The sequence below is a fragment of the Vibrio sp. 10N.222.55.A1 genome, assembly GCF_041473835.1.
Lineage (GTDB): Bacteria > Pseudomonadota > Gammaproteobacteria > Enterobacterales > Vibrionaceae > Vibrio > Vibrio crassostreae_C.
On sequence record NZ_JBFRSX010000014.1, the window covers coordinates 18,610 to 40,475 of the forward strand.

Annotated in this window: 22 protein-coding genes; 17 read left to right on the forward strand and 5 right to left on the reverse strand. The window is 44.6% G+C overall.

Annotated elements, in window-relative coordinates; all coding sequences use genetic code 11:
- Positions 1 to 47 precede the first annotated feature (47 nt).
- Together AB4493_RS04105 and AB4493_RS04110 are read right to left on the reverse strand one after the other, a co-directional pair.
- Positions 48 to 554 (reverse strand): Fe3+-citrate ABC transporter substrate-binding protein, encoded by a 507-nt coding sequence (locus AB4493_RS04105; RefSeq protein ID WP_123301878.1) that lies wholly within the window; start codon positions 552 to 554, stop codon positions 48 to 50.
- Between the two features lie 139 nt (positions 555 to 693).
- Positions 694 to 1,827 carry a flagellar assembly protein FlgT gene (locus AB4493_RS04110; RefSeq protein WP_017064138.1) on the reverse strand — a complete coding sequence of 378 codons (1,134 nt, stop codon included), beginning with the start codon at positions 1,825 to 1,827 and terminating at the stop codon, positions 694 to 696.
- A 192-nt stretch (positions 1,828 to 2,019) separates the two neighbouring features.
- Between AB4493_RS04110 and AB4493_RS04115 the strand changes: the two genes are divergently transcribed.
- Both AB4493_RS04115 and flgP read left to right on the forward strand, forming a co-directional pair.
- The gene (locus tag AB4493_RS04115; RefSeq protein ID WP_017064137.1) at positions 2,020 to 2,655 is read left to right on the forward strand and encodes a FlgO family outer membrane protein; all 636 of its coding nucleotides are present in this window, start codon (positions 2,020 to 2,022) and stop codon (positions 2,653 to 2,655) included.
- Positions 2,656 to 2,664: 9 nt separating this feature from the next.
- Complete coding sequence (flgP, locus tag AB4493_RS04120; protein WP_016791311.1) at positions 2,665 to 3,096, forward strand: flagellar assembly lipoprotein FlgP; 432 nt, start codon at positions 2,665 to 2,667, stop codon at positions 3,094 to 3,096.
- Between the two features lie 252 nt (positions 3,097 to 3,348).
- On the opposite strand, the gene AB4493_RS04125 is transcribed toward flgP, so the two are convergent.
- The 3 genes from AB4493_RS04125 to flgA form a co-directional block, all read right to left on the reverse strand.
- The gene (locus AB4493_RS04125) at positions 3,349 to 3,774 is read right to left on the reverse strand and encodes a flagella synthesis protein FlgN (protein WP_017062264.1); all 426 of its coding nucleotides are present in this window, start codon (positions 3,772 to 3,774) and stop codon (positions 3,349 to 3,351) included.
- A gap of 66 nt (positions 3,775 to 3,840) precedes the next feature.
- On the reverse strand, positions 3,841 to 4,158 hold the full coding sequence (flgM, locus tag AB4493_RS04130; protein ID WP_017062263.1) for a flagellar biosynthesis anti-sigma factor FlgM: 318 nt from the start codon (positions 4,156 to 4,158) through the stop codon (positions 3,841 to 3,843).
- A 178-nt stretch (positions 4,159 to 4,336) separates the two neighbouring features.
- Positions 4,337 to 5,083 carry a flagellar basal body P-ring formation chaperone FlgA gene (gene flgA, locus AB4493_RS04135; protein ID WP_017062262.1) on the reverse strand — a complete coding sequence of 249 codons (747 nt, stop codon included), beginning with the start codon at positions 5,081 to 5,083 and terminating at the stop codon, positions 4,337 to 4,339.
- Between the two features lie 77 nt (positions 5,084 to 5,160).
- On the opposite strand from flgA, the gene AB4493_RS04140 reads away from it, so the two are divergent.
- The 15 genes from AB4493_RS04140 to AB4493_RS04210 all read left to right on the forward strand — a co-directional run bounded on the left by AB4493_RS04140 (position 5,161) and on the right by AB4493_RS04210 (position 21,518).
- Positions 5,161 to 6,087, forward strand: a complete 927-nt coding sequence (locus AB4493_RS04140) for a chemotaxis protein CheV (protein ID WP_017066180.1) — start codon at positions 5,161 to 5,163, stop codon at positions 6,085 to 6,087.
- 11 nt (positions 6,088 to 6,098) lie between these two features.
- Entirely contained in the window at positions 6,099 to 6,926 is an 828-nt protein-coding gene (locus AB4493_RS04145) for a protein-glutamate O-methyltransferase (protein WP_004736174.1), read from the forward strand.
- 255 nt (positions 6,927 to 7,181) lie between these two features.
- Positions 7,182 to 7,577 (forward strand): flagellar basal body rod protein FlgB, encoded by a 396-nt coding sequence (gene flgB, locus AB4493_RS04150; RefSeq protein WP_004736175.1) that lies wholly within the window; start codon positions 7,182 to 7,184, stop codon positions 7,575 to 7,577.
- Positions 7,578 to 7,581: 4 nt separating this feature from the next.
- A complete protein-coding gene (gene flgC, locus AB4493_RS04155) occupies positions 7,582 to 7,995 on the forward strand; it encodes a flagellar basal body rod protein FlgC (protein WP_004736176.1) in 414 nt (137 codons plus the stop codon).
- Positions 7,996 to 8,012: 17 nt separating this feature from the next.
- On the forward strand, positions 8,013 to 8,726 hold the full coding sequence (gene flgD / locus AB4493_RS04160; protein WP_010439286.1) for a flagellar hook assembly protein FlgD: 714 nt from the start codon (positions 8,013 to 8,015) through the stop codon (positions 8,724 to 8,726).
- 49 nt (positions 8,727 to 8,775) lie between these two features.
- Positions 8,776 to 10,080 carry a flagellar hook protein FlgE gene (gene flgE / locus AB4493_RS04165; RefSeq protein WP_017062260.1) on the forward strand — a complete coding sequence of 435 codons (1,305 nt, stop codon included), beginning with the start codon at positions 8,776 to 8,778 and terminating at the stop codon, positions 10,078 to 10,080.
- Positions 10,081 to 10,331: 251 nt separating this feature from the next.
- Positions 10,332 to 11,081 carry a flagellar basal-body rod protein FlgF gene (gene flgF, locus AB4493_RS04170; protein WP_017056855.1) on the forward strand — a complete coding sequence of 250 codons (750 nt, stop codon included), beginning with the start codon at positions 10,332 to 10,334 and terminating at the stop codon, positions 11,079 to 11,081.
- Between the two features lie 21 nt (positions 11,082 to 11,102).
- The gene (gene flgG, locus AB4493_RS04175) at positions 11,103 to 11,891 is read left to right on the forward strand and encodes a flagellar basal-body rod protein FlgG (RefSeq protein ID WP_017062259.1); all 789 of its coding nucleotides are present in this window, start codon (positions 11,103 to 11,105) and stop codon (positions 11,889 to 11,891) included.
- Positions 11,892 to 11,979: 88 nt separating this feature from the next.
- Positions 11,980 to 12,762, forward strand: coding sequence for a flagellar basal body L-ring protein FlgH (gene flgH / locus AB4493_RS04180; protein ID WP_372154557.1), 783 nt, complete (start codon positions 11,980 to 11,982; stop codon positions 12,760 to 12,762).
- A 94-nt stretch (positions 12,763 to 12,856) separates the two neighbouring features.
- Positions 12,857 to 13,948, forward strand: coding sequence for a flagellar basal body P-ring protein FlgI (locus AB4493_RS04185; RefSeq protein ID WP_017062257.1), 1,092 nt, complete (start codon positions 12,857 to 12,859; stop codon positions 13,946 to 13,948).
- A 13-nt stretch (positions 13,949 to 13,961) separates the two neighbouring features.
- Complete coding sequence (gene flgJ, locus AB4493_RS04190; protein ID WP_136974753.1) at positions 13,962 to 14,879, forward strand: flagellar assembly peptidoglycan hydrolase FlgJ; 918 nt, start codon at positions 13,962 to 13,964, stop codon at positions 14,877 to 14,879.
- Between the two features lie 220 nt (positions 14,880 to 15,099).
- On the forward strand, positions 15,100 to 16,980 hold the full coding sequence (gene flgK, locus AB4493_RS04195; protein ID WP_017067655.1) for a flagellar hook-associated protein FlgK: 1,881 nt from the start codon (positions 15,100 to 15,102) through the stop codon (positions 16,978 to 16,980).
- 10 nt (positions 16,981 to 16,990) lie between these two features.
- Positions 16,991 to 18,181, forward strand: a complete 1,191-nt coding sequence (gene flgL / locus AB4493_RS04200; protein WP_017064129.1) for a flagellar hook-associated protein FlgL — start codon at positions 16,991 to 16,993, stop codon at positions 18,179 to 18,181.
- A 418-nt stretch (positions 18,182 to 18,599) separates the two neighbouring features.
- Positions 18,600 to 19,736 carry a flagellin gene (locus tag AB4493_RS04205; RefSeq protein WP_017064128.1) on the forward strand — a complete coding sequence of 379 codons (1,137 nt, stop codon included), beginning with the start codon at positions 18,600 to 18,602 and terminating at the stop codon, positions 19,734 to 19,736.
- Positions 19,737 to 20,384: 648 nt separating this feature from the next.
- Entirely contained in the window at positions 20,385 to 21,518 is a 1,134-nt protein-coding gene (locus tag AB4493_RS04210) for a flagellin (protein WP_048616124.1), read from the forward strand.
- The last annotated feature ends 348 nt before the right edge of the window (positions 21,519 to 21,866 follow it).

Here is a 21,866-nt window from a genome sequence, read left to right on the forward strand (position 1 = left end):
TTTTTGTATCTGAAAAATATGGGCGGTCAGCTTAATCGGATTTAAGCCTATTTTAAGTCGATGCTGTTCAATCGTCCCATAAATATAAGTAGATCAATTACGTCTTTGTGAGCATCAAGCAGCGCACGTTTGGTTTGGCTATAAGCTGCAAGTCGGCCGTGCTTTCTGATTGAACATACCTTGGTTTTGTACTTGTAGTCACCATTCTCAGAGAAGACGCGCCACTTAGCGATGTAGCACTCGTCGCGGTGCTCAGGATCACTCTGAGTTGGATTTGGCTTGAATACAATTTTGGGTTCTAAACTATGAGGCAGGCGCGTCATCAGGAAGGGCTCTTTGAGGACTTTGGGCCAAAATTTACCCCAAAGCTGTCTGCCCAGTTCATCTCTTAATTTAATGGTTTTCTTTAGTGCTTTGTCTTCACCCATACGAACAAAACCGACCGACCGATGCAGCACCGTATCTTCGGGAGTATGGATGTGGATCTTAAAAGCGGTTTTACCTTTCGAGATAAAGCGGTAACCGGTAGCACCAATTAGATTATTCTGACTCATAGTTTGCTAAGTGATGATTATGTTATTAATAAGATTACGCCAAATACTGCAAAACCGAAACTAATACCCATGAAAAAAATAAAGCCTTAGCATCTTTGCTAAGGCTTTATTAGAAACTCTGAGACGAGAGTGTCGCTAACTACATGATTTTCTGCATCACATCACCAATTTGAATGCTTCCCGCAAGGCTTGGCTGATCAATCGTGAGTTCCGCTTCGTTTTCATAAACGCGAGAAACGGTCAGTGTGATATCGCTTTGAGATACCTTATTACGTGGCAAGCCGCGTTGGTCGATAAACGAACCTGTGTGCCACAGTTGCAGTTTGTCACCTTGTTGAACACCATGCATTCGACCTAAATCAATGGTCACCGTGTTACCAAATACCGCTGCCACCTCTGGAAGCGTGATCTTACATGACACTTCAGATTCCAAGTCCAACATAATATTGCGGCTAACACGCAGCATCATACTGCCGTAGGTTGATGCCCAGAAACGAGCACTGCGGGTGTCCACTTCACTGGTCTTAGCAAATGGCCACTTTGCCACTTCACGATAGCTACGGTTGTAAACCTGATGTCCTGTTTTACCATCGAAGACTTGCATCTCTAACGCAAACTGACGATTGATGATGTCGTCTTTCAAAAGCTTGGATTCGATGGTCGCGGTTAAATCGGTAATGTCGCCACCAATGATGTACTGCGCGCCAGTGTCTTGGGCGATCATCTTGATCACCTCTGGTCGACGCTTGTCGATATCGTAATTGGTCGTGCCAACGGAAACAAAGCTGCGAGACTCTTGCGCCAGCTGTCGGTCCACGACATGGCCAAAATCATCACCAATGTTATAGATTCTGCCCATTACAGCTTGCTGAGGGGAGGTCACATCAATGTTGCCGACTAAAAATGTCTTCTTGTATTGGCTCTCATGGCAAGCATTTGCCGAAGGATAGATATCGATCCTTGCGGTGATCATTATATTGCCACTGCGTTTTTTCTCTTTCTCTACCAAGATGTAGCGCACTTCATGATTGGTAAATTGAAACTCTTTCTTGTTTGCGTCGAGGTACGGCGTGAGGTTGGAGATACTACCAATATCAGCACCTGAGAACTGGATCGCTTTATATACCGCGTCTTCCAGAGCATGAACCCTTGCCGTTTCCTCTGAGGATACGATGGCTGCGGTACCGGTAACTTCATACCAAGAGGCATGAGCACTGAAGCTTATGGTTATCAGTGAACTTATTGAAAATAAGTAAGAAATTATTTTTTTCATCTATTCGTTACCAGTTGGGTATAAATATTGCTTAACAAATAACTATAAGCTTGAAGCTGACTTAAGTGCGTTTTTCTTAATCTGAACCATTAATGAAAAGCAAAGACTGTTCCAACATTGTAATCCATTGAAAAGAATAATGGTGAGAACATATTGGAACAGGGAGCACTAAACCTATCTGGAGATAAGAGAATGAAAAAATGGCTCGTAGTAATGAGTGTCATGTTGTTGACCTCATGCGCTTATTCGCCAATCTATAACGGCAAGTCTGAATATTCAGGCAGTCAGTTTATGTTGATGGATAGCCCTCGTCATACCATGGATTTCTTCGTGGAAAGTATGACCGAAGATTTGATCATTTCGAATACAAGTATTTCAGCGAGAACGCCAATAGCAATTACTTCGTTTGTGGACCTGCAGCACATGGACACAACGAACTGGCTAGGCAACTCGGTATCAGAAGGTTTCATTCATCAGTTTCAGCGTCGTGGCTTCAAGGTTGTTGATTTCAAAACAACAGGTTCTATTCAAGTGACTCATCAAGGTGACTTTGCGTTAAGCCGCGATTGGAAAGACTTAGCTCAAGAACAAGACGTACAGTACGTACTGACAGGCACTATGCTTCGCCAAGAAGGTGGTGTGTTAGTCAATGCTCGTGTTGTTGGCATGCAAACTCGCATTGTCGTGGCGACGGCACAAGGCTTCTTGCCTGCAGACCGTATTGGCCGTGACCTAGATACTCTCAACAGTATTCGAACTCAAGATGGCGTGATCATTCGTTCCGATCCAACGATCAGTCAGCCTTATACTGTTATTCTTCGCCCTTAGGAGTTCGAGATGAAGAAGTTAATGTTTGTTGTTGCCGCTTTATTGCTTGTTGGCTGTCAGCCATTGCAGAGCATGAGACCTGATGATTTCTTAGTGGCTGTTGGCTATGCGAGTATCAGTGAGCAGAAAGGTCGTAACGACGAAGAGAGACGTATCCGCGCGATGAGAGCCTCTAAGATCGATGCTTATCGTGAGCTTGCTGAACAGGTTTACGGCATGCGAGTAAGCGGTCGAGCAGAACTTGAAGATCAACGGCTTGGTACAGAGCGTACGTCAGGTGCGGTTGATGGTGTTATCCGTGGCGCAGAAGTGGTGCGCAGTTACCCTGTGGGTGATAGCTACGTAACAGAGCTTCAGTTGGATATTCGCAAGATGGATCAGCTACGTAACTACGGTGAAGTTCAGGCAGTACCTGAGAAGAGACAACAAACACTGTTCTAATTTCGGTGTTCGAATTGAATATTCAGTGATATTGGTTGCTACTCGCTTTCCAGATGGCATATCGGCAACCAATAACTAATATGGATGTAAAAGCGGCAAGTATGAAAATACTTGCCGCTTTTTTGTTTATCGATTTTGTCAGGGTGTTCAAAGGCTGATTAGGTGTTTTAATAAAAGATAACGACAGGAATAGTCTGAGATACAGATAAACGGTTAACAAGGGGTATTACTGAAGAGGAAGAGTTAACTTAACTAGGCTTTTACGTTGGTTCCCAGCGTAGAGATAGTATGCGTTTGACCACCGGCATTGTAGGTCATGCCAATTTTTCCGTGACTTTGCTGCATCATATTGCTGAGTTTTTTGAAGCTAAGGTGCGCTCGATTTAAGGCTTCGCCATTCACAAGGTTCGCTTGCTGGCAATCGTGCACTATGGACTGGATCTTAGTGACTAACTGAGCAAGTTCAGGATTCTCGGTCAGTTCTGAGATATTGGTATGGGTCGCGATTCGCTGATCGGTTGATCTTAATTGTTCAACAAGGACTACTTTTTCTTTGGCGATTCGCTCAATATCGTTTGATTGTCGGCTCGTAATAGCGGTTTTCTCTGAACTTAGTAATTCAGATAAGGCTTTGGCATTTTGAAGTTGAAAATTAACTAAATCTGCTAGTGCCGCCATAACGTAAACCTATTCATAACCTCGTGTACTTTAAGACAATAACTTCAATGAAAAGTTAGTGTTTTCTTAAAGGCCTTTTAATTCATCTTCGAACTTGATCATGTTGTCAGCCAGTTTCTCTGGATCGACAGTGTATGAACCATTCGCAATTGCTTCTTTGATCGCTGCTACTTTCACAGAATCAAAGCTTGGCTGTGCTGCCATATCTTGGTGGAGCTGACCAATCGCTTTGCCTTGTTGGCTCAGTGAAACTGCATCTTTGCTTGCTGGTGATTTAGTTGATACATCAGAGCGTGATGCCTCAGAACTAGAATCAGAGCGTACTGCTGATCGGTTAGTGGTCGTTAGGGTTTGCCCTGAACGAATATTATCAATGCCTGCCATAGTTAAGCCTTTTTCTTCAAAAATGGGAACCTGTACAGTCAATATCGACCAAGGGTTCGAATACTTTAGCAATTTTTAGCTCAATAGTCGAAAAGGGACAAAACACCGCAGCCGTTATATTTGGCGTTAGAGTTGAGGGTGAAATCGCTAACGATACCGTCAATTTAGAAGTAAAGAGTTAAAAGTAAACCGTGACTTCAGACATGCTGGTAACAATTCCTTCAATTATACGCTGTGATTTGTCATTTTTCACTCTTACTTGATCACCCATAGAGCCATCGGTAAGCGCAGTCCCTTTGGTGGTAATGGTCATGCCACCTTTTACTGCCTGTATGATAACCTTCTCGTTTCGGCAGACGACACAGATATCACCTCTTTCTACAACATCGCCCGGTCTTAGGTTCTTTTTTACCTTAGCGCCGATGACTTGTTGTGGGGCTGTGAAACCTTGGCGACGAAACTTGTTAAGAGAAATCATAGCGGTGGTGACATCGTATTGACCGACGATTTCGCCTCTCGCGAGTGAACGAGTGGTGGTGACAAGGGGCACCGACATCGAAAGACGCACGGGTACATAAACACGCCACTCATCAGGAACACATTGCACTAAAACCGTAATACTGCTGCGGGTATTGGTGGTGGTTGAGGCGCTGGTCTCTAAAGGCACTGGGCAGTCTGTCGCTTTGATTCTTGAGTCAACATTTGCTGAATTAACAAAGAGTTCGCCACCTTGTGGCTGCTCAACTGTATCAAGGATATGTTGCTCCGCTGCAGACTGAATCATCTCAATTTGTTCTGGGGTCGCAGCTTGTACAAAAAAACTAAACAATATTGATAAAATGCCGATAAACTTAGCGACAGTTTTAAAAGTAGCTCTACACATTGCTATGGAAAGAGGTGGCAAATTTGTTTTATAATACGTCATTCCGTTTCTCTGGTGGTTCGTAGCCTGCAGTAGACTAACACTTTTTATACAAAAAAGTTTGATATGGAGATGAGCTCATGACGGGTATTCTTGATTCGGTGAATCAGCGTACGCAACTCGTCGGTCAAAACCGATTAGAATTACTAACCTTTCGCCTAATGGGGCGTCAGCGTTACGGCATTAATGTCTTTAAAGTAAAAGAAGTGCTGCAATGCCCTAAGCTGACAAAGATGCCAAACTTGAACCCACTGGTTAAAGGTGTAGCACACATTCGTGGCCAAACGATCTCTGTGATCGACTTGAGCTTAGCGATTGGTGGCCGTCCTACAACGGATATTGAAAAGTGTTTTGTGGTTATCTCTGAGTTTAACCGAACCATTCAAGGTTTCTTGGTAAGTTCAGTTGAGCGCATTATTAACATGCACTGGGAATCGATTCTTCCGCCGCCAGATGGCGCAGGTAGAGCTAACTACCTGACAGCGGTAACCAACATTGATAATGAATTGGTAGAAATTCTTGATGTTGAGAAGATCCTTGCAGAAATTTCTCCTGTTGATGAAACAATGGACAGCAAGATTGCTGAAGATATTGCGAAAGTAGAACAAGAGAAAGAACTGGTTCGCCGCATCTTGATTGCTGATGACTCGACCGTTGCTCGTAAGCAGGTTCAACGTGCTATTGAGTCGATTGGTTTTGAAGTTATCTCGGTGAAGGATGGTAAAGAAGCCTACGAGAAGCTGATACAGATGTCATCAGAAGGCAGTATTTACGATCAAATTTCATTGGTGATTTCTGATATCGAAATGCCAGAAATGGATGGATATACGCTGACTGCTGAGATTCGTCGTCACGCCGAACTTAAAGATTTATACGTAATTTTACACTCATCGTTGAGTGGTGTATTTAACCAAGCCATGGTTGAGCGTGTTGGAGCTAACTCCTTCATCGCTAAATTCAACCCAGATGAGCTTGGTGCAGCTGTAAAAGCTGCGTTAACTAACTAAAAGAGACATTAATGACTGCTATAACAATAAGTGATCAAGAGTATCGCGATTTCAGCCGTTTCTTAGAATCTCAATGTGGCATTGTATTAGGTGACAGCAAGCAGTATTTAGTGCGCAGTCGTCTAAGCCCATTAGTAACGAAGTTTAAGTTAGCTTCTTTGTCTGATTTGTTGAGAGATGTAGTAACAGGTCGAAACCGTGAGCTGCGTGTGGCTGCTGTCGATGCCATGACGACGAACGAGACACTTTGGTTCCGTGATACTTACCCGTTTGCTGTGCTTGCGGATAAGCTTCTACCGGAAATAGCGGCAAATAAACGTCCTATTAAGATTTGGTCTGCGGCAAGCTCTTCAGGCCAAGAAGCATACTCAATGGCAATGACGATTCTTGAAACTCAAGCTCGTAAGCCAGGTATGCTGCCAAATGTATCGATTACCGCAACTGACATCTCAGCAAGTATGTTGGATATGTGCCGTACTGGCGCTTATGACAACCTTGCATTGGGACGTGGACTTTCTCCAGAGCGCCGTCGTACTTTCTTTGAAGATGCGGGCGATGGCCGTATGAAAGTGAAAGATAACGTCAAGCGCATGGTGAACTTCCGCCCTCAGAACCTGATGGACAGCTATGCATTGTTAGGCAAGTTCGACATTATTTTCTGTCGTAACGTGCTGATTTATTTCTCGCCTGATATGAAGTCAAAGGTACTTAACCAGATGGCAAATAGCCTGAACCCTGGTGGTTACTTACTGTTGGGTGCGTCTGAATCGTTAACAGGCTTAACCGATCGTTTTGAAATGGTTCGCTGTAATCCAGGCATCATCTACAAATTAAAGTAACGAGTGGCACCCATATTAGGTGTAACGTTACCGTCTAAATTTAAAACCCAGCCAAGTGCTGGGTTTTCTTTTTCCTGCTTAAGCTATATCTTTAAGTCAGAGTGACATTCCAATTTACTCTATTTTTTGGCTTGTATATTGCAAGTTTACCCACGAGTAACCTGTAAAAGCATTGATAGATCGCCTCGTTTTAAAAGTTGGTATATATATTGCTTTGGTTATTTCATAACAGTCAGTTCTTGAGTTGAGGTTTACATGGCTATTTCTTTTGACAATGCTTTGGGCATTCACCAGCACACAGTTGGTGTACGTGAGCGTAACGCTGAGGTGCTTTCCACCAATATCGCGCAAGCAAACACGCCTGGGTATAAAGCAAAGGGACTAGACTTTAAGAAATCACTGCAAGCGGCAAGTTCTGGGGCAAGCATTGGTCTTAGCCGTACAGATGGTCGGCACATTTCTGCCTCAACAACGGTGAACGGGGAAACGAAGTATCGTATTCCTACCCAACCTGATACAGGAGATGGCAACACGGTTGATTTGGATTTGGAAAGAAACCTTTTCATGCAAAACCAAATTAGGCATCAAGCCTCTCTCGACTTCTTAGGAAGTAAGTTCAAGAATTTAACTAAAGCGATTAAAGGGGAATAATTAGATGAGTTTATTCAATGTATTCAATGTGACTGGTTCTGCGATGAGTGCTGAATCTGTTCGTCTAAATACGACCTCGAGCAACCTTGCGAACGCGGACAGTGTAAGTAGTTCTGCTGAAGAAACTTACAAGGCTCGTCACGCAGTGTTCGGCGCTGAGTTAAATAAAGCACGCAACAGTGGTCACACTGTGCCTGTGAAAGTATTAGGTATTGTGGAAAGCGATAAGCCGCTAAGCGCGGAGTACAACCCGGATCACCCATTAGCGAACAACGAAGGCTATATCTACAAGCCTAATGTCAACGTTATGGAAGAAATGGCAAACATGATTTCGGCATCACGTGCGTACCAAACGAACGTACAGGTTGCTGACTCGAGTAAACAAATGCTGCTGCGTACGCTGCAGATGGGTCAATAAGGATAAGGAGGTAGCACATGGCTGGAATCAACAACAATGTTGGTCAAAGCGGCTTGTCCTATGTTGACCAGCTGAAGAGTCTTCAAGATGGCGCTAAAAAGCCCGATGAAACAACAGGTAAGCAGGATCTTAAACAAGAAGATTTCTTATCTTTGTTGACTAAGCAACTAGCACAACAAGACCCTTTCAAGCCGGTTAGCAATGACCAGATGATTGCGCAAATGGCTTCATTTGCGACTGTAGATGGCATTGGCAAAATGAATACACAGTTTGAAAGCTTGAATTCATCAATGACCTCTAACCAAGCTCTTCAGGCCTCCTCTTTAGTTGGGCGTGATGTATTGGTTCCTGGTGCGGCAGGTGTAAAACCCGGTGATGGCGGTATGGCGGCAATGGTTAAGCTTCCTCAGGCAATGGACAATGTAATGGTCCGTGTTGAGAACGAAGTTGGCCAATTGGTTCGCACATTTGATATCGGCTCTAAACCATCTGGTGATACACGTGTTGAATGGGACGGAAAAGACGAAGACGGTAACCCATTGCCGGCCGGTAAATACAACGTGAAAGCGTCGGGTTTGCTGGATGGCGAGAACACAGAGTTCCAAGTTTCCAGTTATGCGAACGTGAACAGTGTGCTTCTTGGTAAGGGCGATGGCAACGTACTACTCAATCTGGCTGGTTTCACATCGCCAGTACGACTTGCTGAAGTACTAGAAGTTGGTAAAGCGTAGCTCTTTATTGAGTGACTATGCTAGCTAGATAGATTAGGAGAATAATGGAATGTCATATGTAGCTTTAAGCGGCCTATCCGCTGCACAATTAGACCTGAATACAACCAGTAACAACATTGCGAACGCGAACACATTTGGCTTTAAAGAGTCTCGTGCCGAGTTTGGTGATGTTTACTCAAGCTCGTTGTTCACTAACGCAAAAACGACGGCAGGTGGCGGTGCGCAAGCTAGCCAAGTGGCGCAACAGTTCCACGAAGGTTCAAGTATTTATACGAACAACCCAATGGACTTACGTGTAAGTGGTACAGGTTTCTTTGCAGTATCGAAAGACCGCATGGTGCCAGAGATTAACGAATTAACGCGTAATGGTGCATTTCACCTAAACAAAGACAACTACATGGTTACCGCTAACGATGAGTTTCTTTTAGGTTACGATGTTGATCCAAACTCGGGTGAAGTTCTTTCTTACGCGCCAAAGCCTCTCGACATTCCTGCTGAGTTTGGTAAGCCAAAACAGACAGAAAACATTGAAGTAGGGGTTAACCTTCCTGCAAACGGTGATCTTAAAGACCCGGCTGCATTTAACTTCAAAGATGCTGATACTTATAACCGTGCAACGTCTTCGACGGTATACGATTCTATGGGTCAGTCTTACAAGTTAACGACTTACTACCTCAAAGATCAGACTCAACCAAACACTTGGCAAACGTACTACACCATGTCAGATGAGAACGGTGAAAAGCCGGTCAACATTACTGGTGGTGATGCGACGAATGCACAAGGTCATGTTGGTCACACAATGAAGTTCAACAATGACGGTACGTTAGCAAGCCTAAACAATGGTCAGCCGATTAACTCGGAACCACTGGGTGCTGGTGCGAACCCTATTGACTTGAACGGTGCTGATCCAACTCAAGTGCTTAAGTTTGGTTTAGATTCTTCAACTCAGTTTGCCGCTCCGTTTGAATTGACTAAGTTTGATGAAGATGGCGCGACAACAGGTTTCTTAACAAAAATCGATTTCGATGAGTACGGCAGTGTTCTAGGTACTTATTCAAATGGTGAAAACGTGATGCTTGGCCGTGTAGGCTTGGTTCGTGTACCAAATGAGCAAGGTCTGGATAAGAAAGGCGGTACTCAATGGGATTCTACCAACGACTCTGGTGACAAGATCTGGGGTGAATCGAACAAAGGTTCATTTGGTAGCATCAACAACGGCTCGCTAGAGCAGTCGAACATCGATATGACTCAAGAACTGGTTGATTTGATTTCTGCTCAACGTAACTTCCAGGCGAACTCGCGTTCTCTAGAAGTACACAACCAGCTACAACAGAATATTCTTCAGATTCGTTAATCGTTTAAAGCGTTTGAATCATCTGCGAATACCCAATTCAATGTTATTGAATTGGGTATTGTTGTTTGTCTTTTTATTTGCCGCCCCTATTGCCGCCCGGTAATGCCACTGGCAACAATTCTTCCTCAATGATCCTTTGATGATCACCCTTCTTGTTCGTTTTCTATTTAAATTATTGATAAATAACAGTTAAAAATATTGGCACAGTGTTTGCTTTATTAGCCCCAGAAGATGATTTTTGGAGCAAAATTATGGATCGCGCACTGTTTCTTGCCATGAGTGGCGCTAAGCAAAATATGCAAGCTTTGCAGCTACGTGCAAACAACCTTGCCAACGTAAGTACAACGGGTTTCCGTGCTGATTTAGCACAGGCACGTTCAATGCAAGCGTATGGCGAAGGCATGCCTACTCGTGTTTTCAGCATGACAGAGCGTCCGGGTCATAATTTCGCTCAGGGTAGTGTGGTTACTACTGGCCGAGATCTAGACGTTACCATTCAAGGTGATGGTTGGATTTCAGTGATGGACAATACTGGCCGTGAAGGTTTAACACGTAACGGTAACCTAAGGGTTGACCAAAACGGTTTACTAACCAACGCAAGCGGTCACTTAGTGCTTGGTGAAAACGATGCACCAATCACGCTGCCAATCCCAATCAGCAAAGTAGAAATTGGTACAGACGGTACGATTTCGGTGATTCCTCAAGGCGCTCCAGCTGAAGAATTGGCCGTGGTTGATCGTATTAAGCTTGTACGTCCAGACAACCAAAGTTTGTTTAAAGACACGAATGGTCTATTCCGTTCGAAAAACCCAGATCAGGCATACGAAGCAGATGCAGCGGTGACGTTGCTAAAAGGTGCTATCGAAGGCAGTAACGTAAATGCCGTAGGTGAAATGACCAGCCTAATTGACTTACAACGTCAGTTTGAAATGCAGGTCAAAATGATGAGCACAGCAGAGGAAATGGACAAGTCGTCTGATTCACTGCTTCGTATGAGCTAATAGAATTTAAAGGACATTGCTATGCATCCAGCATTATGGGTAAGTAAAACGGGTTTAGACGCCCAACAAACCAATATCTCAACGATTTCGAACAACCTTGCCAACGCCTCGACCATTGGTTTTAAAAAGAGCCGCGCGGTATTTGAAGATCTGTTCTACCAGAATATTAATCAACCGGGTGGTCAATCGTCTCAGAATACTGAGCTGCCAAGTGGTTTGATGCTGGGTGCCGGTTCTAAGGTCGTCGCGACTCAAAAAGTGCACACTCACGGTAACGCACAAACGACATCTAACAGCCTAGACATGATGATTGAAGGCGACGGTTTCTTCCAAGTTGAAATGCCAGACGGTGAAACAGGTTACAGCCGCAATGGTCAGTTCACACTGAACGGTGAAGGCGCGATCGTAACGTCGGGCCAAGGTTATCCTCTACAACCAGAAATTGTGATTCCTGAAGACGCGATCTCGGTAACGGTTGGTAACGACGGTGAAGTATCGGTTCGTCTACGTGGCGAGCAAAACAACGTCGTGGTTGGTCAAATTACCATTACTGACTTTGTAAACCCAGGTGGTCTAGAGCCAGTAGGTCAAAACCTTTACTTGCCAACTGGCGCGAGTGGCGACCCACAAGAGGGTGTACCGGGTTTTGATGGCCTGGGTAACATCCGCCAATCGATGCTAGAAACATCGAACGTAAACGTAACCGAAGAGCTGGTAAACATGATTGAAGCTCAGCGTGTATACGAAATGAATTCGAAAGTTATCTCGTCAGTAGACAAGATGATGAGCTTTGTTAACCAACAGCTGTAATTGGTTTATTCGCCGTTTACTTTTTTAATTAATCTATCTGTTTTTGCTAATTGACCCATTTACCACTGCCTGCTGAGAGTATATCGCCATGAAACGTATTTTTTGTTTAGCTTTGTTTATGTTTATGTCTATGTCGGGATGTGCTGTTCTGGACCCGATCGAGACTCCGGCAGAAGAAAATGCAACCACAGTGGTTGATGCTGTGGAAGGTGATAAGTCGGCGCAAGAGAGCTCTGGCATTATTGACACGCTTCGTGGGCGAACCGATCCAATTGCTGGTGACCCTGCATGGGCGCCAATCAACCCCAAGCAGAAACCAGAGCATTACGCAGCGGCAACGGGCTCACTGTTTAATGTGAACCACATTGGCAGCATGTATGACGACTCAAAACCGCGTGGTATTGGTGACATAATTACTGTAGCGTTAGATGAGAATACTCGAGCGACCAAAAAAGCCAACGCAGACATGTCTAAGTCGAATGATGCATCAATGGAGCCGCTGGCTGTTGGTGGTCAAGATCTGACGATCGACAAGTACAACTTCTCTTATGATCTGAGTAACACCAATACTTTTGCTGGTGATGCGTCAGCCAACCAAAGTAACAGCATCAGCGGCTACATTACCGTTGAAGTCATCGAAGTATTAGCTAATGGCAACCTAGTGGTTCGTGGTGAGAAGTGGATGACACTGAACACCGGCGATGAGTACATCCGCCTAAGCGGTACCATCCGTCCAGACGATATTGACTTCGAAAATACCATTGCTTCAAACCGTGTTTCTAACGCACGAATTCAGTACTCAGGGACTGGCGTACAGAAAGATATGCAAGAGCCTGGATTCTTGGCACGATTCTTTAATGTATCTCTGTAGAGCTTGATAGGACGACGACATACTGACAGCCTCTATCACTCAGCCACATTTAGCTAAGCTATTATAAATTAAAGCAATACAGACAGGTTACTCAATGAAAAAACTGACACTCGTACTATTCGGCATGCTATTTCTTGCCACCAGTGCCCATGCTGCGCGAATCAAAGACGTGGCAAAAGTGGCGGGTGTTCGTAGTAACCAACTTGTCGGTTATGGTTTGGTCACGGGCTTGCCGGGTACTGGTGAGACAACTCCCTTTACCGATCAAACATTTAACGCAATGCTGCAAAATTTTGGCATCCAATTGCCGCCCGGCACTAAGCCAAAAACCAAAAACGTCGCGGCTGTTATTGTGACTGCTGAACTGCCAGCATTCTCTAAGCAAGGGCAAGAAGTTGACGTAACCGTTTCTTCTATCGGTTCAGCAAAAAGCCTTCGTGGTGGTACCTTGCTACAGACCTTCTTGAAAGGTCTAGACGGTCAAGTGTATGCGGTCGCGCAGGGTAACTTGGTGGTAAGTGGCTTTAGTGCACAAGGTAACGACGGTTCTAAGATTGTCGGTAACAACCCTAACGTTGGTATCATCTCTAGCGGTGCGACGGTTGAACAAGAGATCCCAACGCCATTCGGTCGTGGTGACTACATCACCTTCAACCTAATCCAATCAGATTTCACAACGGCTCAGCGTATGGCTGATGCGGTTAATAATTTCCTAGGCCCACAAATGGCTTCAGCGGTAGACGCAACTTCAGTAAAAGTTCGTGCACCGCGTGAAATCAGCCAGCGTGTAGCATTCTTGTCGGCTATCGAAAACATCGAGTTCGACCCTGCTGAAGGCTCTGCAAAAATCATCGTCAACTCTCGTACAGGTACGATTGTGGTTGGTAAGCACGTTCGCCTAAAAGCGGCGGCGGTCACCCACGGTGGTATGACGGTTGCAATTAAAGAAAATCTAAACGTAAGCCAACCGAATGCATTCTCTGGTGGCCAAACGGTAGTGGTCCCTGATTCTGATATCGAAATCACGGAAGGCGATGGTAAGATGTTCAAATTTGAACCTGGCCTAACGCTGGACGATTTGGTACGCGCAGTCAATGAAGTGGGCGCTGCACCTTCTGATTTAATGGCAATCCTTCAAGCACTGAAACAAGCGGGTGCGATTGAAGGCCAATTGATCATTATCTAAGAAGGGGTAAAGCATGATTAAAAATAACAATGACATCGGCTTTATTCACGATATCGGTAGCCTAGACCGCCTTCGTCAACAAGCGGTAAACGGTGAAGAAGGTAGCGAGAAAGAAGCATTAACCGCGGCGGCAAAACAGTTTGAATCGATTTTCACCTCGATGTTGTTTAGGTCAATGCGCGATGCTAACTCGAGCTTTAAGTCGGATATGTTGAACAGCCAGAACGAGCAGTTCTATCGTCAGATGCAAGATGACCAAATGGCGAGTGAGTTAAGCGCTTCAGGTTCATTAGGCCTTGCGGACATGATTGTAGCTCAGTTAAGCGCTGGCCAAGCAAGCGATACGTCTGAAGAGAAGGTTCGCAGTGAAGGCTTTGATGCTTCATTGCAAAGACCGCAATATTCAGGCCGTTCGGAAGAGCGAGCGTCAGACGTTCAACCTGCGCAAGCAGCAAAACAGCCAGTATCCTTTGATTCTCCAGAATCGTTTGTGACCTCAATGAAGCCTTACGCGGAAAAAGCGGCAAGTGCGCTTGGTGTGGACTCGTCTCTTCTATTGGCACAAGCTGCCCTTGAAACGGGTTGGGGTTCTAAAATGGTTAAGAACTCTTTGGGCAACAGCAATAACTTATTTAACATCAAAGCAGATAGAAGTTGGAAGGGCGATAAGGTCGCGACTCAAACTCTTGAGTTCCATGGCAAAACCGCCGTTAAAGAGTCAGCTTCCTTCCGTTCTTACTCTAATTTCGAAGATAGCTTTAATGATTACGTGAAGTTCTTGAACGAAAATCCAAGATACGAAACGGCGCTACAGCATCAAGGCAATTCAGAGAATTTCATCAAAGGTATTCATCAGGCTGGTTACGCAACTGACCCTAACTATGCAGACAAGGTTTTACGAGTTAAAGCCAAGATTGATGAGATGAACTAGCGTCATAAATCAACATAGAGAGCTTGCTACTGGCAGGCTCTTTTCTTCTCCGCCCCTTCAGTTCTTACGCGTAATCCATAGTTATCTCCTTACACTTCAATAAATTATCGTCTTTTAATTTCCTATTGTTTGTGTTGGCGCATATATTGCATTTATCTTAGTAATATACGGTTGTAGTTAATCAGTTCATTCTGGTTTTGTTAAGTTTTTTGGGGGCATTATGGCGTCGGATCTTCTGAATGTAGGGGCACAAAGTGTTCTTACGGCTCAGAGACAGCTCAACACCACAGGTCATAACATTTCTAACGCTAACACAGAGGGCTATAGCCGCCAGTCTGTGATTCAAGGTGTGAATGACCCGCGCCAGTACGGTGGGCAATCCTACGGTATGGGGGTACATGTGGAAAATGTTCGCCGCTCTTGGGATCAGTTTGCCGTCAAAGAACTTAACTTATCGACAACCAATGCCGCCAACAAAGGCGATACCGAAGCCAACCTCGATATGCTGTCGAGCATGTTGTCGTCGGTCGCTTCAAAGAAGATTCCAGAAAACCTCAACGAATGGTTTGATTCCGTTAAGACTCTCGCCGATACCCCAAATGATGTGGGTGCGCGTAAGGTCGTGTTAGAGAAAGCAGGGCTTGTAACTAAAACCTTGAATGAATTTCATGAAACAGTTCGTCAACAGTCTGATTCTACGAATAAAAAATTAGATATGGGTATCGAGCGAGTTAACCAACTTGCTTACGAGATCCGTGATGTTCAGCGTTTAATGATGCGAACTCCTGGGCCTCATAATGACCTACGAGATCAGCATGAAAAGTTGATTAATGAGCTTTCTGGTTACACCAAAGTTACGGTGACACCACGCTCAAATGCCGAAGGGTTTAATGTCCATATTGGTAATGGCCATACCTTGGTCTCTGGTAGTGAAGCGAGTCAGCTGAAGATGGTTGATGGCTTACCCGATGCACATCAGCGCCGCCTAGCGATTGTTGAAGGTAAGTCTTTAAAACCGATCACCAGCAGTGATATCGACGGAAAAATCGGCGCCATGCTAGACATGCGTGACGAACATATCCCAGCAATCATGGATGAGCTTGGTCGTTTGGCGACCGCGTTTTCATATGAGGTCAATAGTCTTCAAGAACAAGGTTTGGATCTTAACGGCAACGTAGGTAAGGACTTGTTTACCGACGTGAACTCAGAGCTGGTGGCAAAATCTCGTGTCACGGCTAGCGGGCAATCGAAAGCCGATGTTGCGGTATACATTGATGATACTTCTGCCTTAAAAGGCGGTGAGTATGGACTGAAATACGATGGCAGTGATTATGTCGTGACTAAGCCGAACGGTGAGACCGTTAAGATGGCGACCGACTCTAGCGGTAGTGCTTTTTATCTTGATGGCATGCGAGTGGAAGTACGTAACCCTCCTGAACTAGGAGAGAAACTGTTACTGCGTCCAACGCGTAATTTTGCTGCGCAGATTCATATGGAAACCAAAGACCCGAAAGACATTGCTGCGCAAAGTTATGAGGCATCGACCACGTTTGCCAAGGGTACAGCGGGATTTAAAATCCTAGAAGCAGGTCAACTGCGTGAGTTTGAAGTGATTGTCTCACCAAAAGGTGAGCAGTTTGCTGTGACGGATCCGAAGGGTAACATTTTAATGCAGCCTCAACCGTATCCGCCACAAGGGCCAGTGACCATCAACGGTACAACGTTTGAGCTCACACCCGGTGCGGTGGCAAATGATAAGTTTACGGCAAACCTTGTCCCATCAGAAGGTGACAACGGTAACCTGCGTAAGCTACAAGATCTTCAAACAGGAAAGCTGTTGAATGATGGTGAGTCTACGATTTTAGACCTTTACCACAACTTGAATACTAATACGGGCTTGAAGTCTTCAACGGCAAATCGCCTGAGTGATATTGCGACATTAGAAAAACAGTCGGCTCAAGAACGTATTGCTTCTATCTCGGGAGTAAACCTCGATGAAGAAGCGGCAAACATGATGAAATTTCAGCAAGCGTATATGGCTTCTTCACGTATCATGCAAGCAGCCAATGATACGTTTAACACTATTTTGGCTCTGAGATAGGAAGGTATAAATGTTGAATCGTATCTCTAGCTTCCATAATTATCAGTCAGTACAAAACGACTTGCGCCGTCAAGAGAACAAGGTGCATCACAACCAAGCACAACTTGCTTCGGGTAAGAAGTTACAGTCGCCAAGTGATGACCCATTAGCGACGCACTATTTACAGAACATTGGTCAGCAGTCAGAACAGCTTAAACAGTATGTCGATGCGATTACTCTAGTCAGAAACCGTCTTGAGCATCATGAAGTATTGGTTTCTAACACTGAAGGCTTTGCTGATGAAGCAAAACGAACCGTGATGGAAATGATCAACGGTGCGCTTTCTCCAGAAGACCGTTTAGCTAAGAAGCGTGAAATTCAAGAACTGGCGAATAACTTCCTGCATTTAGCCAACTCTCAAGATGAGTCGGGTAACTACACGTTTGCAGGCACTAAGCCGAAAAATCAGCCTTTCTTTCGAGATAACGAAGGGAATGTGACATATCAAGGTGATGACTACCAACGCAAGATGCGTGTGGCAAGCAGCTTTGAAATGGCAATGAATGATCCGGGCAGCAAGATGTTTATGGAAATAGACAACCCGTTCGGTGACTACGAACCTCAGTACGAGCTTGAACCTGCGTCTGAGTTATTGCTCGGGCGTGCGACCAACAGCGATGAAGATGGGTCTACTTATAAAGTGACGTTTGTCGACATGCAGACGGGCAATTTCGCTTATCAGCTTGAAAAAGACGGCGCAGTGGTTGCGGCAGAAGATTTTGATCCTTCGACAGGCATTGTTTATGAAGGGCTGAATATTCAAATCAAAGGCCAAATCACTAAAGGTGATTCGATCACCTTAGAACCACGAGAGACTTTCTCTATCTTTGATACGTTCAAAGAGGCTGCTGAGCAGGCTGAAAACCCGGTATCGGATGCATCAGCAACAGCGAAACTGCACCAAGTAACTGAAGAGTTCCACGCTGCGTTTATCCATTTGACCAAGGCAAGAACCGATGTTGGTGCACGCTTGAGTACTTTGGATATTCAAGAGCAACAACATGAAGATTTCAAGTTGTCTTTAGCAAAAGCAAAAAGCAACTTTGAAGACTTGGATTACTCGAAAGCGATCATTGAGTTCAATGAAAACTCTCGAGCACTACAAGCTTCTCAACAAGCGTTTGGCAAAACCAAAGACCTGACCTTGTTTAACTATATTTAATGATCAATCGGTATTTAATGGTGGCTTGTCGATCACCATGGCGTTGATTCCTTGCCGTATGTGCTATGCCATACGTGCGAATGACGCCACAGTTTGCCGCTTTTTTGTACGAAGCATGATGTTTCTAGAATAGCGGCAAAAAACGGCAATAAGGAAGGTGAATGTTTTTCATCTTCTAATAGTAGAAAATCATAATTGCGCAGTGTTGTTTGTAAGCTTCTGATTTTTAGATAATTAAAAAATTATTTATATGATATTAAACTTGGCATACAACTTGTATCTGTGTTGGTTATAAATGATTAATACAGATCTTAAACCTTGTATAGGGTTTATCGAGTAATACACGGTCAGTGCTTATCCATATGAGAGTAAAGCTGGCCGCTTCGCAGAAAGCTTGCGAACTCATAAGGAGAGCAAAATGGCTATCAATGTAAGCACTAACGTATCTGCTATGACAGCACAACGTTACCTGAATAAAGCGTCTAATGACTTAGCGACTTCTATGGAGCGTTTGTCATCTGGTCACAAGATCAACAGCGCGAAAGATGATGCGGCAGGTCTGCAAATCTCGAACCGTCTAACCGCTCAGTCTCGTGGTCTTGATGTGGCAATGCGTAATGCCAACGACGGTATTTCGATTGCTCAAACAGCAGAAGGCGCGATGAACGAATCGACTAACGTACTACAACGTATGCGTGATCTAGCGATTCAATCATCAAACGGCACTAACTCGCCGGCAGAGCGTACTGCACTGAACGAAGAGTCAATGGCACTTCAAGATGAGCTTAACCGTATTGCGGAAACCACATCGTTTGGTGGTCGTCGTCTACTGAACGGTTCATTCGGTGAAGCTTCATTCCAGATCGGTTCTAACTCTGGTGAAGCAATGATCATGGCTCTGACAAGTATCCGTGCAGATGACTACCGTATGGGTGGTACTACGTTCGATTCAGAAAACGCGAAAGATAAGAACTGGGAAGTGCCGCCAACAGCGAGCGATCTTAAGTTCGAATTCAAAACCAAAGCGGGTGAAGACATCGTTTTAGATATCAATACCAAAGCGGGCGATGATATCGAAGAGCTTGCGACTTACATTAATGGTCAGTCTGATCTTGTGAACGCATCGGTTACTGATGATGGTCGCATTCAACTGTTCGTTGCTGAACCTGACCTTGACGGCCCAATGTCTATCTCTGGTGGTCTAGCGTCTGAGCTAGGTATTAAGAGTGAAGGCCGCGCAACCTCGGTTCAAGATGTTAGCTTAACCAGCGTTGCGGGTTCACAGAACGCGATCAGCGTGATTGATTCTGCAATGAAGTACGTGGATTCACAGCGTGCTGATTTGGGTGCAAAACAGAACCGTCTAAGCCACAGTATTAATAACTTGGCAAACGTACAAGAGAACGTAGACGCTTCAAACAGCCGAATCAAAGATACGGACTTTGCGAAAGAGACGACGCAAATGACCAAATCACAAATTCTGCAACAAGCAGGTACTTCAATACTTGCTCAAGCAAAACAGTTGCCTAACTCTGCAATGTCATTATTGCAATAGTTATTGGTTGAACTTGCTGCTCGTGTTCAGACGTGAGCCATGCAGCAAGGGAAACTGGCAAGCATACTTACTATTGAATGTTTAGCTCTCTCATCTCTCACCTGCTATCCATTTTTGCAGTAAGAATGCAACGGCAAGTCGGAAATGTGTTCATTTCTCGATGATCTCCACACAGGCTCTGACGCGCCAACTAGCCCCGGTTCTCTCAAAGGAAAAGGGGCTTTTTCCTTTCTGTATTTCTTGTTTTTGCTATTTATTTTCCTGTGAACTTTCTCGCACTACCTTTTCCAAATCTCTATTTGATGGTTCTTCTTCACGACAAATAATGTCATCTATTACACAAGATTTGCGTAAGTCAGAGATCTTTGGCGATTGATCATTTCTCGACCTTGAGCCATTTAGAAGGCGGTTCGTACGCTTTCTGAACAGATTAAGATCTTTTTCCAATTGAAATCTATCGCTGTATTAGAAAATGATGAAAATTAAGTTGTTGATAAATATTAGATTAATGTTTTTTTTGTGGTTTTTTGAAAGTTTTTCTAAAGCTTCTGATTTTCGCGCCGTTATTAAAAGTAACTTAGAGATAACTACTTGGTTTTCCGAGACGTCGGAAACCGCTATACCGGAAAATCAATTGGAGAAGTCACCATGGCAGTGAATGTAAATACAAACGTTTCAGCGATGACAGCGCAACGTTACCTAAACAACGCAAACAGCGCACAACAAACATCAATGGAGCGTCTAGCTTCAGGCTCAAAAATCAACAGCGCAAAAGATGACGCTGCTGGCCTACAAATCTCGAACCGTTTGAACGTTCAAAGTCGTGGTCTTGATGTTGCTGTACGTAACGCGAACGACGGTATCTCAATTGCACAAACAGCTGAAGGTGCAATGAATGAGACGACTAACATCCTGCAACGTATGCGTGATTTGTCTCTACAATCTTCAAACGGCTCAAACTCAAAATCTGAGCGTGTAGCGATTCAAGAAGAAGTAACAGCGCTGAACGACGAACTGAACCGTATCGCGGAAACGACGTCTTTTGGTGGCAACAAGTTGCTTAACGGTACTCACGGTACTAAATCATTCCAAATCGGTGCAGACAACGGTGAAGCGGTAATGCTTCAACTGAAAGACATGCGCTCTGATAACGCTCAGATGGGTGGTAAGAGCTACCAAACTGAGAACGCGAAAGATAAAGATTGGAACGTTCAAGCAGGCTCTAACGACCTAAAAATGTCGTTCACTGATAACTTCGGTCAAGCACAAGAAATCGACATCAGCGCAAAAGCGGGTGACGACATCGAAGAGCTAGCAACGTACATCAACGGTCAACAAGACTCTGTTAAAGCGTCTGTAACTGAAGACGGTAAGCTACAAATGTTTACTGGTAACAACAAGGTTGAAGGCGAAGTGGCATTCTCTGGCAGCCTGGCTGGCGAACTAGGCATGCAACCTGGCAAAGACGTAACGGTTGATACTATCGACGTAACATCAGTTGGCGGCGCACAAGAGTCTGTAGCTATTATCGATGCGGCACTTAAGTATGTAGATAGCCACCGTGCTGAGCTAGGTGCTTTCCAAAACCGTTTCGACCACGCTATCAGCAACTTAGACAACATTAACGAGAACGTTAACGCATCTAAGAGCCGTATTAAAGATACCGATTTCGCGAAAGAAACGACTCAGATGACTAAGTCTCAGATCCTTTCTCAAGCTTCAAGCTCGATTCTTGCTCAAGCGAAGCAAGCTCCGAACTCGGCACTTAGCCTACTAGGTTAATCGATTAAAAAGCCACGTTGACTATAAGCGTCAACGTTAGGCTTCCACAAATTAGCTCGTGGTGAGAGATGAGCGCTAAACAGACCCAGCTTCGGCTGGGTTTTTTATTGCCTGCAATTTGGAGAAGGGGGGAGTTTTGGTGTTGGTCGTTGATTGGAAAGCGAGATTCCCTATCACGCTCGCTCCTCACTGTAGGGAGTGACGGGAATTGGGAAATGATGGTTTCCTCGCTTACTACATCGAAGCAGTCTTTCGTCACCCCAGAATCGAGTAGAACGAGATATCAGGGATCTCTTCTGACTTTATATTCAACACTACGCTCATTAACTTAAATAATGGGGCAACTTT